Origin of the sequence: Providencia sp. PROV114 (assembly GCF_032704305.1) — a bacterium.
Lineage (GTDB): Bacteria > Pseudomonadota > Gammaproteobacteria > Enterobacterales > Enterobacteriaceae > Providencia > Providencia rettgeri.
Genome location: NZ_CP120528.1, coordinates 4,155,073 through 4,169,971, shown reverse-complemented (window position 1 = coordinate 4,169,971; position 14,899 = coordinate 4,155,073). Strand labels below are relative to the sequence as shown.

26 protein-coding genes are annotated in these 14,899 nt (G+C 46.1%); 17 read left to right on the top strand and 9 right to left on the bottom strand.

Annotation, left to right across the window (positions count from 1 at the left end):
• Positions 1-154 precede the first annotated feature (154 nt).
• The 7 genes from P3L37_RS18880 (at position 155) to P3L37_RS18850 (ending at position 3,414) form a co-directional block, all read left to right on the top strand.
• On the top strand, positions 155-520 hold the full coding sequence (locus tag P3L37_RS18880; RefSeq protein WP_042847100.1) for a hypothetical protein: 366 nt from the start codon (positions 155-157) through the stop codon (positions 518-520).
• A 128-nt stretch (positions 521-648) separates the two neighbouring features.
• A complete protein-coding gene (locus P3L37_RS18875) occupies positions 649-888 on the top strand; it encodes a hypothetical protein (protein ID WP_042847098.1) in 240 nt (79 codons plus the stop codon).
• A gap of 108 nt (positions 889-996) precedes the next feature.
• Complete coding sequence (locus P3L37_RS18870) at positions 997-1,242, top strand: hypothetical protein (protein ID WP_042847096.1); 246 nt, start codon at positions 997-999, stop codon at positions 1,240-1,242.
• Positions 1,242-1,991, top strand: a complete 750-nt coding sequence (locus P3L37_RS18865; protein WP_042847093.1) for a hypothetical protein — start codon at positions 1,242-1,244, stop codon at positions 1,989-1,991. The genes P3L37_RS18870 and P3L37_RS18865 overlap by 1 nt, the downstream gene beginning before the upstream one ends.
• Complete coding sequence (locus tag P3L37_RS18860; RefSeq protein ID WP_042847092.1) at positions 1,981-2,289, top strand: hypothetical protein; 309 nt, start codon at positions 1,981-1,983, stop codon at positions 2,287-2,289. The genes P3L37_RS18865 and P3L37_RS18860 overlap by 11 nt, the downstream gene beginning before the upstream one ends.
• Complete coding sequence (locus tag P3L37_RS18855; protein WP_042847090.1) at positions 2,282-2,635, top strand: hypothetical protein; 354 nt, start codon at positions 2,282-2,284, stop codon at positions 2,633-2,635. The genes P3L37_RS18860 and P3L37_RS18855 overlap by 8 nt, the downstream gene beginning before the upstream one ends.
• 608 nt (positions 2,636-3,243) lie before the next feature.
• Positions 3,244-3,414, top strand: coding sequence for a hypothetical protein (locus P3L37_RS18850; protein ID WP_162762196.1), 171 nt, complete (start codon positions 3,244-3,246; stop codon positions 3,412-3,414).
• A gap of 101 nt (positions 3,415-3,515) precedes the next feature.
• Here the strand turns inward: P3L37_RS18850 and P3L37_RS18845 are convergent, their stop codons facing one another.
• The gene (locus tag P3L37_RS18845; protein ID WP_042847085.1) at positions 3,516-4,142 is read right to left on the bottom strand and encodes a LysE family translocator; all 627 of its coding nucleotides are present in this window, start codon (positions 4,140-4,142) and stop codon (positions 3,516-3,518) included.
• Between the two features lie 164 nt (positions 4,143-4,306).
• Between P3L37_RS18845 and P3L37_RS18840 the strand changes: the two genes are divergently transcribed.
• The gene (locus tag P3L37_RS18840) at positions 4,307-4,552 is read left to right on the top strand and encodes a hypothetical protein (protein ID WP_162762195.1); all 246 of its coding nucleotides are present in this window, start codon (positions 4,307-4,309) and stop codon (positions 4,550-4,552) included.
• Here P3L37_RS18840 and P3L37_RS18835 read toward each other — a convergent pair.
• A complete protein-coding gene (locus P3L37_RS18835) occupies positions 4,549-4,707 on the bottom strand; it encodes a hypothetical protein (protein WP_162762194.1) in 159 nt (52 codons plus the stop codon). The genes P3L37_RS18840 and P3L37_RS18835 overlap by 4 nt on opposite strands.
• Before the next feature lie 266 nt (positions 4,708-4,973).
• Here P3L37_RS18835 and P3L37_RS18830 point away from each other — a divergent pair, with 266 nt between their 5' ends.
• From P3L37_RS18830 to P3L37_RS18815, 4 genes are all read left to right on the top strand, one after another.
• Entirely contained in the window at positions 4,974-5,354 is a 381-nt protein-coding gene (locus P3L37_RS18830; protein ID WP_042847081.1) for a hypothetical protein, read from the top strand.
• A gap of 640 nt (positions 5,355-5,994) precedes the next feature.
• Positions 5,995-6,276 carry a hypothetical protein gene (locus P3L37_RS18825; RefSeq protein WP_196738659.1) on the top strand — a complete coding sequence of 94 codons (282 nt, stop codon included), beginning with the start codon at positions 5,995-5,997 and terminating at the stop codon, positions 6,274-6,276.
• A 315-nt stretch (positions 6,277-6,591) separates the two neighbouring features.
• Positions 6,592-7,143: a hypothetical protein gene (locus tag P3L37_RS18820; RefSeq protein ID WP_052219365.1), complete on the top strand. Its 552-nt coding sequence runs from the start codon at positions 6,592-6,594 to the stop codon at positions 7,141-7,143.
• 269 nt (positions 7,144-7,412) lie between these two features.
• A complete protein-coding gene (locus tag P3L37_RS18815; protein WP_042847079.1) occupies positions 7,413-7,724 on the top strand; it encodes a hypothetical protein in 312 nt (103 codons plus the stop codon).
• A gap of 162 nt (positions 7,725-7,886) precedes the next feature.
• Here P3L37_RS18815 and P3L37_RS18810 read toward each other — a convergent pair whose 3' ends face one another.
• Positions 7,887-8,240 carry a hypothetical protein gene (locus tag P3L37_RS18810; RefSeq protein ID WP_272667534.1) on the bottom strand — a complete coding sequence of 118 codons (354 nt, stop codon included), beginning with the start codon at positions 8,238-8,240 and terminating at the stop codon, positions 7,887-7,889.
• 241 nt (positions 8,241-8,481) lie between these two features.
• On the opposite strand from P3L37_RS18810, the gene P3L37_RS18805 reads away from it, so the two are divergent.
• The 3 genes from P3L37_RS18805 to P3L37_RS18795 all read left to right on the top strand — a co-directional run bounded on the left by P3L37_RS18805 (position 8,482) and on the right by P3L37_RS18795 (position 10,512).
• Entirely contained in the window at positions 8,482-8,925 is a 444-nt protein-coding gene (locus P3L37_RS18805) for a hypothetical protein (RefSeq protein WP_206646171.1), read from the top strand.
• Between the two features lie 389 nt (positions 8,926-9,314).
• Complete coding sequence (locus P3L37_RS18800) at positions 9,315-9,761, top strand: type IIL restriction-modification enzyme MmeI (protein WP_316927666.1); 447 nt, start codon at positions 9,315-9,317, stop codon at positions 9,759-9,761.
• Positions 9,762-9,807: 46 nt separating this feature from the next.
• Positions 9,808-10,512: an IS6-like element IS26 family transposase gene (locus tag P3L37_RS18795; protein ID WP_001067855.1), complete on the top strand. Its 705-nt coding sequence runs from the start codon at positions 9,808-9,810 to the stop codon at positions 10,510-10,512.
• Between the two features lie 274 nt (positions 10,513-10,786).
• Here P3L37_RS18795 and P3L37_RS18790 read toward each other — a convergent pair whose 3' ends face one another.
• The 6 genes from P3L37_RS18790 to P3L37_RS18765 all read right to left on the bottom strand — a co-directional run bounded on the left by P3L37_RS18790 (position 10,787) and on the right by P3L37_RS18765 (position 13,270).
• Complete coding sequence (locus P3L37_RS18790; RefSeq protein WP_042847392.1) at positions 10,787-11,188, bottom strand: hypothetical protein; 402 nt, start codon at positions 11,186-11,188, stop codon at positions 10,787-10,789.
• Between the two features lie 431 nt (positions 11,189-11,619).
• Positions 11,620-12,144 (bottom strand): hypothetical protein, encoded by a 525-nt coding sequence (locus P3L37_RS18785; RefSeq protein ID WP_052219403.1) that lies wholly within the window; start codon positions 12,142-12,144, stop codon positions 11,620-11,622.
• A 33-nt stretch (positions 12,145-12,177) separates the two neighbouring features.
• The gene (locus P3L37_RS18780) at positions 12,178-12,396 is read right to left on the bottom strand and encodes a hypothetical protein (protein WP_042847394.1); all 219 of its coding nucleotides are present in this window, start codon (positions 12,394-12,396) and stop codon (positions 12,178-12,180) included.
• 56 nt (positions 12,397-12,452) lie between these two features.
• The gene (locus P3L37_RS18775; RefSeq protein WP_042847395.1) at positions 12,453-12,689 is read right to left on the bottom strand and encodes a hypothetical protein; all 237 of its coding nucleotides are present in this window, start codon (positions 12,687-12,689) and stop codon (positions 12,453-12,455) included.
• On the bottom strand, positions 12,670-12,984 hold the full coding sequence (locus tag P3L37_RS18770; protein ID WP_042847396.1) for a hypothetical protein: 315 nt from the start codon (positions 12,982-12,984) through the stop codon (positions 12,670-12,672). The genes P3L37_RS18775 and P3L37_RS18770 overlap by 20 nt, the downstream gene beginning before the upstream one ends.
• A gap of 76 nt (positions 12,985-13,060) precedes the next feature.
• Positions 13,061-13,270, bottom strand: a complete 210-nt coding sequence (locus P3L37_RS18765) for a hypothetical protein (RefSeq protein ID WP_042847397.1) — start codon at positions 13,268-13,270, stop codon at positions 13,061-13,063.
• Positions 13,271-13,485: 215 nt separating this feature from the next.
• Here P3L37_RS18765 and P3L37_RS18760 point away from each other — a divergent pair, with 215 nt between their 5' ends.
• On the top strand, positions 13,486-14,643 hold the full coding sequence (locus P3L37_RS18760; protein ID WP_094962948.1) for a PAAR domain-containing protein: 1,158 nt from the start codon (positions 13,486-13,488) through the stop codon (positions 14,641-14,643).
• Positions 14,633-14,896, top strand: coding sequence for a hypothetical protein (locus P3L37_RS18755; RefSeq protein WP_042847398.1), 264 nt, complete (start codon positions 14,633-14,635; stop codon positions 14,894-14,896). The genes P3L37_RS18760 and P3L37_RS18755 overlap by 11 nt, the downstream gene beginning before the upstream one ends.
• The last annotated feature ends 3 nt before the right edge of the window (positions 14,897-14,899 follow it).

Below are 14,899 nucleotides of genomic sequence, written 5' to 3'. Positions count from 1 at the left end.
ATGCCGAAATTGACTAAAAAAGTTATTGCCCCAAAATTCAGATCAGATGTACTGCTTAGAAAAAAGCAGCACCTCTACTGGTTAGGATGGCGAGATCATTTCCGCATTCCGTGCCCCTGATGGTGTCCCGTGTGTCAGTATCAGCCAGGCTGATATGGAGTTCATCGAGACCTTTAACCCCGGCATGATCCAGCGACTTCTGGATGGTTTAGTTGTGAAGGTACCACCTGATAACCTTTACGGTAAGGACGTATCGCGTGCGGACCTGTTGGCCGACCAGGCGCTGATTGACTACTGCGCGGAGCGGATCCCTGATTACGGTCTGGGAATGGATAGCCAAATTCTGGTAACGCGCGGTGACGAACTGAAGGCGCTGCATCCCGACCTGATTAGCTGGAGCTCCACGCAGGTGGCGGAAGCGGAGTTGTATCAGACGAAGCACGCGCTTGAAAGTCAGTGGATTAACTCGCTGAGCCTGCCGGACTTCATTGTCTATCTGGCCGGGTTCGCTCCCCGCTAAAACCACCAGCAAACTCTGGGGCAGAAATGCCCCTTTTTTTCGCCCAAATTATTCGTCAGCCGGAAGGGTAGGGTGATACTGATACTCCTGAGTAACAAGTTTCTCCACAAAACACAGAGGATCTGTATATGCTGAAAAAACTGTTCGTTGGCTCTATCTTCATGCTTGCTGCTACTGCGGCAACCGCTCATGACGGTGTGATCCGTTTTGTAGGGGAAATCGTCGAACCGGCGCACCTGGTAACTGCGAAAGGTAAGCCCGTCGAAAAGGTAAATGATCGGCTGCAAAGCGTTGAAGAAGAAACAACCTACTCTAAGCTGGACAAAACGCAGGTCGTTGGCAAAACCATCATCTACACCTGGCGCTGATAATCTCAGCGTAAAACACCTTTAAAAGCTCGACATTGTCGGGCTTTTTTTCGTCACAGAAATACTCAGGCGGATAATGAAGGCTTATTCCACCTATAGGGGGTATCAATGGCAAGCGAAGAAATCCGAGAGGTTACACGTATTGGCCGCGCCGATGGTCAATGGGGTTGCAAATGCCCGCATTGCGGCCGCGCTATGTTCTTTTCTGAAGACACCATCGAAGAGCTGCGGGGGAGCCAGTACCAACATACGGCGCGCCTGACCTTCATCTCTGAGCAGCGTTGCAACGGCCATTTGGTGGTTTCGACCACAGCCAAATATTCACGCATCATGTTTGACCAAGGGGAAGAGTAATGCTTTCTGTTGAACGTATGGACGAGATCGCCCGCCTGGCTATTCATCTCAACCACATCAAAGGCTGTGCTGCGGTCACCAGTAGTGGTGAAACCGTCATGCACCATACGCTGGTGGAGCAGATCATTACCGCGCTGCACGACCTTACTGCACAATTGCAGGCTACGGCTTTAAACAGCACTGGGCAAATTAACGAACGTCAAGCCTTTAACGCCATGCTGGCTTCTGACTACTCCGCCGACAAAAGCGGTGCAGTCACTGAAGCTGATGAGAAAGCTTTCATTGCCGGGTTATGGCGTGTATGGCAGGCGCGTGCTGAATTGGCGCGTCCAGCTGTTCCGTTGTTTGCCGTGCCGGAAGGGTTCATGCTTGCGCCCAAGCGCCAGACTGACGAAATGGGGTTTGCCGTGATGGCAGGGGTTCCTCCGGACGACTATGCAGCCATGATGGCTCAGGCTCCGCGCATCAACGTGGAATGCGAGCATATTGGCTATGTCACGAAAGACCGTCGGCACATGATCTTCAAAGACAGCCCGAACATGCTGCCCGATGATATCACCGCCCTGGATAAGCTGGTGGTATTGAAAGCGGCGGTTCCCGCGCCTCAATACAAGGCCATGCCGCGTGAAATGACCGATGAGATCGGTGAGGCAATCGCGAATGAAGCGCGTTGCTGCGGCGGGATCGCATTGTCCATCTATGAAGCGGCACTGGACGCCGAACCGGAAGGAAAGGTCGATGAAAAATGAAGTTATGGGTGAAGAGCAGCTGATCGATATCTGCAAATACGAACCTGAAAATTCGTTGCTGCGTATCATCGCCGAAGAGCTCCTGGCTCGCCGTCAAGAAGACAAGGAGACGTCCCCAGAAAGTATCGTGTTGTTGTGGGACCGTGTCGGTGAGATGGATAAAGCGCAGGTTATGGATACGCTGAGCACAGTCTGCCGTAAATACACCAAGTTGCATGGCCGGTATTGTGATGCTGTTCAGCGCGCTGGCGAACTGTCCGTTAAGCTGGTGGCTATACAGGGGAAAACCGATGAGTGAAGCCAGTGATAAAGCCGATCTACACCGGCAGCTAATCCGCCTGGGGGATATGATGGGAGACGGTCTCCATCACGAGCCAGACGGTAAATGGATCAGCAAAGAGTATCGCCGCGTAGCCAAAGCGCTGGGGTACGATATGCCTGCGGTAAAGCGACAGCCCAATCCTGCACGAGAGCAACGAACTGAAGCCATCAACCAGCGGATGCAAGAGCGTGTCCGTGATGTGCCCTGTCAAAAGTGTGGTGGCGTATTGAAGCAGATCCGTTCCGGCTCAGTGAAAGCTAACTGCGAGCCTTGCGGCATCCGATATACGTTGCTCACCGTCCAGAGAAAAAAATCTCGTTAACCTTTCAGGTCGTTCACCTATGGGCGACCTCATTCCCATATTTCGACACTGCCGTACACCCCCCTATAATCAGGATGTCCATCCCTTTCAAAATGGAATCAAAATGATTTTTTCCTTTTTCATAGATGGTGTATCAGGGTTCATTTTCATGTGGTTAATAGCCATCTCGTTCATCATCTGGGCATGTCTATAAGGAGCTGCTATGCCTGAGTCCCTCAAGCAAGGTGTGGGAACCATCACTACATCCGATCTGTACTTCCGCTATACAGCCTACACTGGTCGGCGTCACACGGTTAAGGTGGTTGCGTTCAATTTTGATGGAGGAACCTATGTTCAGGAGTTCCCTCCAGTGACGATCCCAGCGGATTAGATAAGGGTGCTGCGATGTACATGTGGGGCAAACAACTGGACCGATGACGGGCGTTACATTAACGACTATTGCTGCGGCTCCTGTGGTACATACGTGACGATTTGCGCGGGTAGATAATCATTTTCAAATCCGTATTTTGTTTTTGAAAATTCCCGGTTGTAGCGTCTTCGTCAGCGGTTGGGGGCAGGGGAAACTAATTGCACAAGAGATGAAAACTAATACGCAATTAGGAGTCAGTATGAAAGCTCAAGCCGTTCGTAATCGTTCTGTCAGTGCATTTAAAGCCCACACTGTCAAAATCATCAACGCTGTAATCATGCATGATGCCACCAGCGCAGTCATCTTCAGCCTAATGGTATTCGGCCTGGTTTACTGCGGTGTCCTGTTCGGCGTCCAACCGCTGAAGTAACCCAATCCCAAGGGGTCGAGGTAATGCCTCGACCGTTACCGTTAGCGTAGAGCACTGACGGTGTTTTGCCCCTACTATAGGGGCTTTTTTTTGGATGATGTCTATTTTGCTCTTTGAGAAAATAATAAACCAATTCCAGCCGCTGTTAGCAATCCTGAACAAGCACGATTAAAAATTTTCTTTGCCTTAGGTCTAGTGAGAAGCTTTTTCATGTGCAATCCAAGTAGCGCATAAAGCATAATCGCTACAAATTCTAAGAGTAAAAATAAAGAACCCAGAATTACAAATTGGACCCCAGCAGAGCTAGAAGGGTTGATGAATTGAGGTAAAAAAGCAGTAAAAATCAGTATAGCTTTTGGGTTACCTGCGGCCACAAAAAATTCTTGCCTTGCCAACTTGATGATTGATTTTTGATTAAATGCATTTTCAGTAGCAAATGATTTTGTTGGCGAAACCCATAATTGATAAGCAAGCCAGAACAGGTATGCAACACCAGCAAATTTTATAACATAAAAAATAAAGGCTGACGTTTGCAAAATTACCGCAAGGCCCAATGAGGCTAAAAATATCATACCAGCAAATGCGATAAGACGCCCAATCCCACCAAAGCAAGAATATGAGAACCCGTAATGTGTGGCATTACTTATTGATAACAAATTGTTAGGGCCTGGCGCCATGTTCAGTGCGAAGCATGCTGGTATAAAAAACAATAAAGTTGATGCGTCCATAATTGTTCCAATAGAAGTATTGTTATTTTCAGAGTAATCATAACGTGATTACTATCAACTTGCACCAATCTGAATATAGTCACAAGTGCAATATTAAACGTCTTGCATGAACCGTTCTCTCGTGTTTTTATTGTGTTACTTATCGCCCTTTCTTTGGCCGCACGATGACTGATTCAGTATACAAAATGGCAATATCTGCGTTGGAGGAAAGAGGTCTTACACTGGCCGAAAGCCCTAATCGGATATTCCTTATCCTCCCAGGGTATGGTCGTGTGAATGTTGCGGTACGTAATTCCGAAGGCGAACCTGATACCGCAACCTTAACCGTTAGGTTCGATGGCAGTGTGAGTTGTCGTCTATCCCATGAACCGCGAGATAACACGCCGAGAGTGGTGATCGTACTTCGTTAACCAATAACAGCAGGGGATAATAGGCTCTCTAACCACAGGAGGTCATCATGCATAGCGAAGCATTTAAAGAGCACGTCAGTAACTCCCTCGACCCAAGCGCTACAATCCAGGCGAACTGCCACCAACAAGTCACGTACAGAAGCGACGCCATGCATCAGGTTAATGCCAACCTGGTTCGATCCGCTTTGGGTGTAGGAGTAGGGGATTCGTTACCAGTGAAAGCCAGCCCTATGGCTGCGAAACGAAACCCTAAATAAGCCCATTCACCGTCCCTGTAAAATAAGAGTTCTGAGGTATTCAGGGCTCTTTTTTTGTACAAAAAAAGATGTTTTTTGACCATTTCCCTTCGTCAGATCTGCCAGTGTGAGATAATTAACTTAGTTAAAAAACACACTCAATCAAAGATTTGGAGGGCACAAAAATGGCAATCAGCATCAAAAACCTGTTCGGTCTTAATCGTAAGGCAAAGGCACATTCAATCCGTTTTGTGTCTGATATCCAAGTCGATATTGAAGAACAACCAGAATTCTTTACTCAGGAAGAGCTCGAAGAAATCGAATTTGAACGCCAGGGCATACGGTTCACTGAGGAAGAAGACATGAGCGCGATTGAGCACCTGGCTGTAACTCATTATTACTACGACGAAGCAGACGACTGCGAAGAAGAAGACTCCTACGACGACCGATACGGTTGCAGCAACGAAGTCCAGAAGATGAATGACACCATGTTCCAGATGGTCTATGACCATACGATTGGTGGTCAGTTGTCAGCTGGTGGTGTTTTCGGTTACGGCTCGATGTAATAACAGATTCAGCAATAAATCAGAGGGGAGCTCAGGCTCTCCTTTTTTGTGCCTTTGAATCCTTTTTCTGCCAAGCCGCTTTTCGAAAATGTTCCCCAACAAATGATGAGCGCCCCCGGCGCGATCGCTGCTGGTTACAGAAACCAGCCAATAAGGGATGCCACCGCACCCAGGGGAGAGCGCTCCGCGAAACCCATACGTTCGCCCGGATAAATAGGGACTATTATCAGGCGACCAATAACGCCCAAGAAATGGGCTCGGAATGACAGAGGGAGGGGGGGTTAACACCCCCAGCCCTATGTGCGTCCGACGCATCCCCCTCAGTATTTATTGACAAGGTCAGGATAACGGAGCCGCGACCGCCACCAAACATGCCACCTATACAGAAAAGGCCAACGATTTGCTGACCTTTTTCCTTTGTCGTCTGCGGCACCTAAGAGAATATACCTAAGTCAAACGGCAGCGATGAATCCCGCTAAGCGCAGGGGCCAGTATCAACAGTGAATTGACGACAACACTGACGAGTTGTTCCTAAAGTATGTATCACTGGGGTTCGGTGAGGCGGATCAGCCTGATGCGACTGATTCACCGGGAGGCCCCCGGCACCGCATACTTTTTTTTACTTTCAATCGAGGTAGTTATGAGCCAGAAAGAATTCGCGATCGGTGATGAAGTCACCTGGACGAGCCAGGCGCAGGGTTTTGAACGCGAAAAAATCGGAACGGTTGTCGCTGTATTGAAACCACATGCTCACTTCACAAACCAGCACAGGGAAAGCTTCCCCGACCTGTTTAAAAACGCAGGGGTAGGTTATCCGCGTGATGAGATCAGTTACGTGGTAAGCGTCCCTCAGGGAAAAACAGGTAAAGCCAAGCCAAGACATTACTGGCCGCGAACCTCCGCGTTGAAAGCTGCAAACTAAGCTGCCGATATTGTTAAAAGCAAAGGCCGAATTCACGGCCTTTGTTACCCCTAATCATACTGGGTATGAATTGATGGGAAGTGTACGAACTTCAAAATAGCATTCACCTGAACCAACAGAAAAGCTAGCCCTGTACGGGTTCTCTCTTATTTTTGCAACAACATTTCACATGCAAAATCCCCTCTATTTTTTTTGAGAAAAAATCATCTAAAAAGGATGTTTTTTTCACGTTCGGCTATTTGTCAGCGGGTGAGGTGGGGTGATACTGGATTCACAGGCAGTAAACAAAACGAATAACTCAATCGGAGAAAAACCATGTCCCAGCAAATCAGCCAGACCCGTATCACCCTGACTTCTTTGAAGGTGTATTCATCACACAGTCACGAAGGCTGGTGTTTTGAAACCAACGTTAACTTGGACGGTGAAGTCATTGCCAATTCTTATAACAGCGGCACGGGTGGCTGTACCTTCATCCATGCGATGGAAGGTAAAGGTAAGCTACTGGAAGAAGCTGAAGCCTTTGCTAAGAACCTCCCCGCGATTGAGTCTGATTTCAATGACCCCAAGACTGGCAAAAAAATGATACATGACATGGATCTGGAGTTTTTAATTGAACTGCTGGTATCCGATATGCAACACGAGAAAAAACTACGTACCCGCTTTAAGCGTGAATTTCCAAAGAAACTGCTCTATGTGAAAAATGACGTGCTGTACGGTATCAGCGGCGTGGATATCAGCAAGTCCAAAGACAAGGCCACGCTTTTGGCGGGGTGCCGTGAACACAACGGTAAAGACATCATCATTCTGGCGGAACTGCCTGAAGCGAAGGCTTGGGAACTCTATCAAAAAACAATGGGGACGAAATAAATCACCTCAGCCCGCTTCGGCGGGCTTTTTTCGTTAATAGAAATTGATACCGGATGATCACTTTACAACTTTCCTCAGGAGCTTTCATGGTTATTGCCATCACACTGTACCGAGTATTTAGATGTACCTACTAAATCCTTTTTTAATGCCATGATAATTACCATTAAAAACTCGCTGACATGAATCATCATTAATTCCGAAAATTGATGTCTGTATTTTTATTGGGTGTATAATGCTTAAGCTAAATAGAAAAGCGCGGGGAGACAAACTTGACAAAATTATGTCCGAAATGCGGATCTGACAAAACACAGAAAAGAAACCTAGGAACCAAAGTTGCGGGAACCGTCGGTGTAGTTGCTGGTGGAGTTTCAACAGCAACTGGAGGTGCTACCTCTGCTGCTGCTGGCGCAGCTATTGGGTCTGCCATTTTACCTGGTGTAGGTACTATTGCTGGTGGAATTATCGGCTTTTTGACTGGAGCCGTCGCAGGTGCTGGTGTAGGGGTGGCAGCCGGAAAAGTAGTAGATGAATATATTTTAGATACATATATTTGCAACAGCTGTGAGCATACGTTTGACTAATTAATAGCCCTTTCCAAAGGAAGGGGCTATTAATCCGATAATTAGATAACCAAACCTCAGAACATCCATGAGGCTAATTATCTTGTATTCAGAATCCACTATTTATTATATCGCTCCCATTTTGGGGTATATCCTTTCAACAACAATTGAAATTGATAAAAACTAAATCAAACATCGATATGCGTCATAACCACGATAGTAATTAATTTCTTCTATTACCCATTGTCTTGTTTTATCGAGCTCTTTCTGTTTTTCATTAAACAACGCCAAATCACAAACCACCATCCAGCCGCGTAACTTCATGTTTTCAAGTGATTTAGGCATTTCTAGATCTTCATCATCAAGATAAATTTCATCATCATCTAACTCTTGGAGATAATCCCAAGGGATATAATAAAAACTAGCGAGATCCGGATTTTTATCCCATTCCTTTACGTTCGTATAAATCCACTCATTCTGTTCAAGAGCAGTTAATGAGGCGAGCAGTGATTCTAGTGTTTGGAATACTTGTATCAATTTATTTACCTATTCTTATTCATCAGTGATTTTGCCCCTGCAAATAAAACCTACAGTAACGATAGCCTCTTCATCGCACAATGATTATTAGCTTACATGCGTCACAAATTTCGTGAGCGAGAAGCATTGGAGGATAATTAGTGCTTTGACGACAAAGGTGATTTTCATGCATAACACCGTAAAACCGAAAACGAGTTTCGTTATCAATCTACCAGCTGACCTGCATAAGGACAGCCAGGCTATGGTTTTGAAAACGGCTGAAGTTGTGGCTGAAAAAATGCGAGCAACCGAACTTAAGCGGGGGATGACAAACGAGTGGACGAAGCCCGATTGGGAATCGGCTTGCATCAACGATTTTCTGCGGCATGTCGATAAAGGTGACCCGAGAGACCTCGCAGTTTACGCCATCATGATGATCCACCACGGTTGGACAACTAAAGGCGCGGTGAAGAACATTATTGGTATGGCTATCGAACAAGCCAGCCAAGAACTACGTAATGAGCTGGAAGCTGCGGTTGATGGGCCTAAAATGTTGATGTTGGGCGAGGACTTCAGCGCTGTGCTGCGACAGTCTGTTGTTTTGCCTGAGATGAATTTAGACCACGTTCAGGTGTTCCATCATGCCTACAAAAACTTTTCAGATGAGCCTAATTATGACCGACGAACTCCACTTAATGTTCAGTGATCAGGTACGTAAGGATAACCTGAGAAAAATGCTCCGTGCCATCGACGGCATTCCCAGTGTTCAGTACCTTGTGAAAAACGGACAGGTGTTTGTGTTTGAAAAGCTGGTTTCGCTGATGAGCAGTGAGACTTGGAACAGGTGAACCAACCGTTAATGGGAATGGGCCACAAGGCGAATTTAATGGATTAGAAGATGACAGCGACGTGATTGCTCTCTACATGTAACGTTTTGATGCTTTTAAATTTCTTGTAAAACAACTTGCCTTAAAACATCATACAAAATATGAAGAAAAACTGCATTATTTGCAAAAAATTAGGCGTTAAATAATAGCTTAAGTTCTTTATATGCTACAATATTCCCAAAGATTAATCACATATTACTTAAAGCCTATGAATGCCGTTGAAATTGAAGCAGCCGTCTCCGAACTTGCTGAAAAACCGTTCGATGCTCAAGAGTTTGCTTATGACTTTTTAAGAGCTTTTGGCAATAAAGAAACTACAATAAAAAAGCTGCGTGCTGGTCAAAGTAATTCTTCAGATCTTCAAAATGGGATTCTGCAAAGAAATTATATTCACATTGCTGTATGTGATCAGGACTCAGTCACTCAGACTTTAAGTACATTACGAGAAAGTAAAGCTACAGAAAAAGCCAAAGCAAAATTTATTCTTGCTACAGATGGTGTGGATTTACAAGCTGAGGATCTGATTTCTGGTGAAACCATCAGTTCTGCTTTTTCAAATTTTGCGGAACATTTTGGTTTCTTTTTACCTTTAGCTGGAATTTCCACAATTCGGGAAATTAAAGACAATCCGATTGATGGGCACTGTTGCAAATAGTCGGTGGTGATAAACTTATCATCCCCTTTTGCTGATGGAGCTGCACATGAACCCATTCAAAGGCCGGCATTTTCAGCGTGACATCATTCTGTGGGCCGTACGCTGGTACTGCAAATACGGCATCAGTTACCGTGAGCTGCAGGAGATGCTGGCTGAACGCGGAGTGAATGTCGATCACTCCACGATTTACCGCTGGGTTCAGCGTTATGCGCCTGAAATGGAAAAACGGCTGCGCTGGTACTGGCGTAACCCTTCCGATCTTTGCCCGTGGCACATGGATGAAACCTACGTGAAGGTCAATGGCCGCTGGGCGTATCTGTACCGGGCCGTCGACAGCCGGGGCCGCACTGTCGATTTTTATCTCTCCTCCCGTCGTAACAGCAAAGCTGCATACCGGTTTCTGGGTAAAATCCTCAACAACGTGAAGAAGTGGCAGATCCCGCGATTCATCAACACGGATAAAGCGCCCGCCTATGGTCGCGCGCTTGCTCTGCTCAAACGCGAAGGCCGGTGCCCGTCTGACGTTGAACACCGACAGATTAAGTACCGGAACAACGTGATTGAATGCGATCATGGCAAACTGAAACGGATAATCGGCGCCACGCTGGGATTTAAATCCATGAAGACGGCTTACGCCACCATCAAAGGTATTGAGGTGATGCGTGCACTACGCAAAGGCCAGGCCTCAGCATTTTATTATGGTGATCCCCTGGGCGAAATGCGCCTGGTAAGCAGAGTTTTTGAAATGTAAGGCCTTTGAATAAGACAAAAGGCTGCCTCATCGCTAACTTTGCAACAGTGCCATTGAAATATAAAACAACAATGAAGGATTGTGTTTTTATTAAGTCATTATATGATTACTCCGAATATGTTAAAGTGAAATATTTAAGAAATATTGTGATCTATCTTTTGAATGAAGACAAATCATTTAACGAGCTACATCAAAAAGCCAGAACGTTAAAAGACAGTATTTGATATAAGTAACTGTTTTTCTATTCATAAACCGCCCCAAGAGGGGCGTGATGTCACTTTTCTCTATAAAAAATAAAATAACATTTTTGAATGCGCATGCTGTTGTTGATGTAACCGCAAAGACCTTCTCTGCCATTAGCGTCACGGCCGATCCACAATCCAGCCAGGCGCTTGTCTGGCTTTTCGGACAGTACATAGACCTTATTGTTGAATCGCTCTACGCTTGCTTTTGGCGTGCCTTCTGGAATGTTAAACTCACCCAGGTGCGCGTAGCTGTTCAGCCGCAGAACCGTAATACTGCCCTTTTCACCAGGCTCGGCTTGCTGCACTGATTCTTTGGTTGCCTGCCCAGCCTTCCCGGCGTAGACCGTGTTTGGGTCAAACTGTGGCGCAGCAAATGCGCTGCCGGTTAAAATGATTAGCGCCCCCACCAGCGCCAGGATTTTAGATTTCATCGGATACCCTCGTTGGATGCGCCCTATACCGCTTTAGGCGCAGATTATCAGCACAATCTCACACCCCCACGGCATGTGAATGGCCCGTATAAAGAGCTCCATAATTCAGGAGAAAAGGCGTTTTTTCAATACGAGCGGAGGGAAAGCGCTACGAATTGAGGACGAAAAAGGCGATCCCTGCACAGGCAATGCAGGTAGTCATCACCAATACCCCGAAATAGCGATAAAGCGATGAGAGGAATATGAAGATAATCAGCCCAATCAGAGTCGCGAGCCAAACACCCGGCGCTATCCCGAAGGCATACCAGGCATCAGCTGGAACCCAATACCTCGGCCAGTAGATAGAGATGAGCGCCTTGCCAAAAAGAATGCATCCAAACAACAGACTGATCAGCAGAGCATAGTGGAAAAATCGAAAGTAGAGCCCACCACTACGCATTCGGCTTTGGCTCGTAGTCACCTGGTTCAGTGGCAATAACTTCACCCAGTTCGGGGCTGTACCGGAGTAATTCGTTTTTATCCAGGTACTCAACGTGGCGTTTTGTTTTGCTGTTCGAGAAGCCGAGCTCATGCGCCAGCATATTGATAGAAGGACCGATGCCGGTGCGCTTCATCATGCTTTTCACCGCTTTGATAATGGCTTTACGATCTTCTGTCAGGTACACCTTATCAGTCAGTTCATCATAGCCCTGCCCTTTAGCAATACGCATCGTTCTGGCCGTGGTTTTCTCTCCATCTATAATGATACGGCCTTGCTCATGCAGCTGCTTCACACGCCGGGCAACCAGCCCCTTTGAATAACCCAGGGCCTTACCGATATCATCGTAAGTTGGTGGAGCGCCCTCTTCTTTGATGCATTTAACCAGGTAGTTAAATAGCGTCTCCAGATGGGCTGAAGGGACTTTAGCTTTCGTCACCAGTGGCTCAGTTTCGTTTGCAGGTAGTTGGTCTGACATGATCTTTGGTCACCTCAAGCAATATTAGGCTGGTTATGGTAATGGGCGGATCCGGGTCACACTGGCGTTAACCTGGCTTACCGGCGTTTTGCCTTGCAGGAGAGTTCTGGTTTCAGACAGTGAGATTAACGCATCCTCCAGCAATTGAATTTCTGCGTCGGAAGAGGCTTCACTAATGGCTGAATTAATCCTTTCGCCGACTGTATCGAGCTCCTGAATCACACTCGAAATGACACCAGTAAGATGAGACATATACCACCTATTCGTTATGTTTACTCTATTGTAAAACAGCGCTCAAATCCAGATGTTTAACGCGCTTTCTCATGCCTGCTCTGAGAGACAATTTCCAGACCCAGACTTGTGACCTCATAATGACAGCTGCCTTTATGCTTCAGGAGTTGCCGGGCCACCAATGCGTCAAGAATGATCCGGCTCCGGCTCAGTGTCTGAACGGTTAGTGGGCAACCCGGCCACCATTCTCCATCCTGCTGGTTAACGATATCGTGCAGCAACGCGTGCTGAAGTTTACCCAGTGGTGACGACATGGTTTTTCCTTTTCAATGCGGCTCGCCGGGCTTTAATGCGGGCGTGCGCTTCGGCTTGGGGATCGGTGCATAATTGAATCGCAAGTAAGAGCTGGTGGCGCTGCTTCCGTTCATCAGCGGTCATAAAATTGAGAGCAGTAAAACCGACGGGCATGGTGCCGTGGATACGGTAGCTCTCATCGAAGCGCGCTTGCGCTGCTGCGCTGAGCGCATTGAAACGAGCAGTGACTTCATCTCGGCCAATGTCATTGAACAGTGCGATAGCGCTCAGTTCGTCTTGGGGCGTGCTGGTCATAACGATTTGCCTGTTTGATTTGTTTACCCCTTCATTGTCACATCAGACCGTCCGGTGACGAAGGGGTTAGGCGAAGTTATTCAGTCCAGTGCGTGAGCTCGTCATCCACGATGTAATCAGCTTCATCCTGCTCAAACTCTTCGGCATCAGAGATGCTTTCTAAAGACGACTCAGCCCAATCACGGCATTGGGCCTTCCGCTCATCCTCACTACCGAACTCCCAGGATACCGAACGGGACAGCCAGGCGTTGTACAGTAATTCAAGGTTGTTTGCTTTAGTGCTCATAAATCTCTCTGATAATAATTAGATCGGTTATGAATGGTTACCTACACAAGTAAAGCATGAGGTGTACGCTCGGCGAAATTCCTGGCAGGAATGGAAATGGGAAGTTGGTGTATTGTAATGATTAGATTATTTATAGTTAGATCAATGTCTGGTATTAATATATTATTTTCGTTAATTAATTATATATCACTACCATATCACACATTGGAGGTGTTATGTCTGGAGTAAGACCCATCATTATGGGTAAGGCAATGGCTTTAAATGGCGACAAAACAACTACCGGTGCAACATGTATTGCAACCATAGAAACTGTAACGTGCTTTAATAAAAAAGCATTAAGAGTGGGTGACCCGACAACAAAATGCCCGAAATGTGGACAGACAGGCACCGTTGTTTCTGGGCAGCAAGGTTTTCTAAATCATGGGAAACTTCAAGCCGTACATGACTCAATTGTACAATGCGGCTGTCCGGCAGGTTCTAACAAGGTTATTGCTCATAGTGTAGCAGCACAAGCCCAGCCAAGTCGTTTTGCAACTCAAGCCCCAGCACCATCAACACCTTCACAGGGAACCAGCTTTGGCAGTCGGATCAACCCCGTAGCGCCAGCACCTTTAAATGGTGAATGCAGGGTTTCAGATAACTTGCTCTATGATGGCGTTTTTGTGTGGACGGAAACATTTGGTTCAGGCCATTCATTTATAACAATCCACAAAAATAATAAAGTCTCATTATATTCATACGGTCGCTACGGAACGCCAGGACCATTAACTTTAACGGGTGATGGAATACTTTTATATATGACCGGTGAGGATGCTCGAAAATACATCAGAGATGAGTTATATATAACGAATGCAAGGGTTTTTAAAATAACAGATGCGGACACAGACAAAACAGAAACTTATTTTAATAACCTTTGGAAATCAGGCAGCATACCTAACCTACCTGAAAAAGCAGGTGAGTTGACTCGTAGAAACGGAAGGTCTATAGATGTTTATGATGTCTCAGGTAATAATTGCACAACTCATACAGTGAAAGGGTTGAAGCAATCTGGCACACGTATATTTGAAGAGAGTTACACTCCAATACGAACGCAGTATCCGGTCGAGCGAGAAGAGGCGTTCACGGTGCCTGTTTCATTCCAGAGTTATTTGAATGGTAAGAAAAATAACTTTAATAAGCTTGATGTAATTGAAGTAACAAATGTCTTTCATGAACAGTACCCAAATATTGACAATCTTACGCCATCAGATAAAGGGACAATGATTCAAATTTTTGAATTTGCCACATCGTCAGCTCAAATTGGTGGAGAAGCAACAAGCTTTGATGGTGGAGAAATGGGTGGAGGGGTATTAGGTAGCACTTATGATAAATAGAACGTTTTTAAGATGGTTTTTGACCATCCTGTTGGTTTTATTATTTTATTTAGGCTTGGCCGTCTTTGATTTCGGGTTTAGTTCAAGCTTTACATACAACTACATGGTGATGGGAGATAATGAACCTATTACCGTTTGGCGTGCTTTCGTGGAGGATTTACGCGCCTACCACCAAAACACGTTGGCTTATGTATATCTGGGCACCCCAGTTTTGCTGGCGCTGTTATTTGTCATTCATAAAAAAATAAGATAGTAA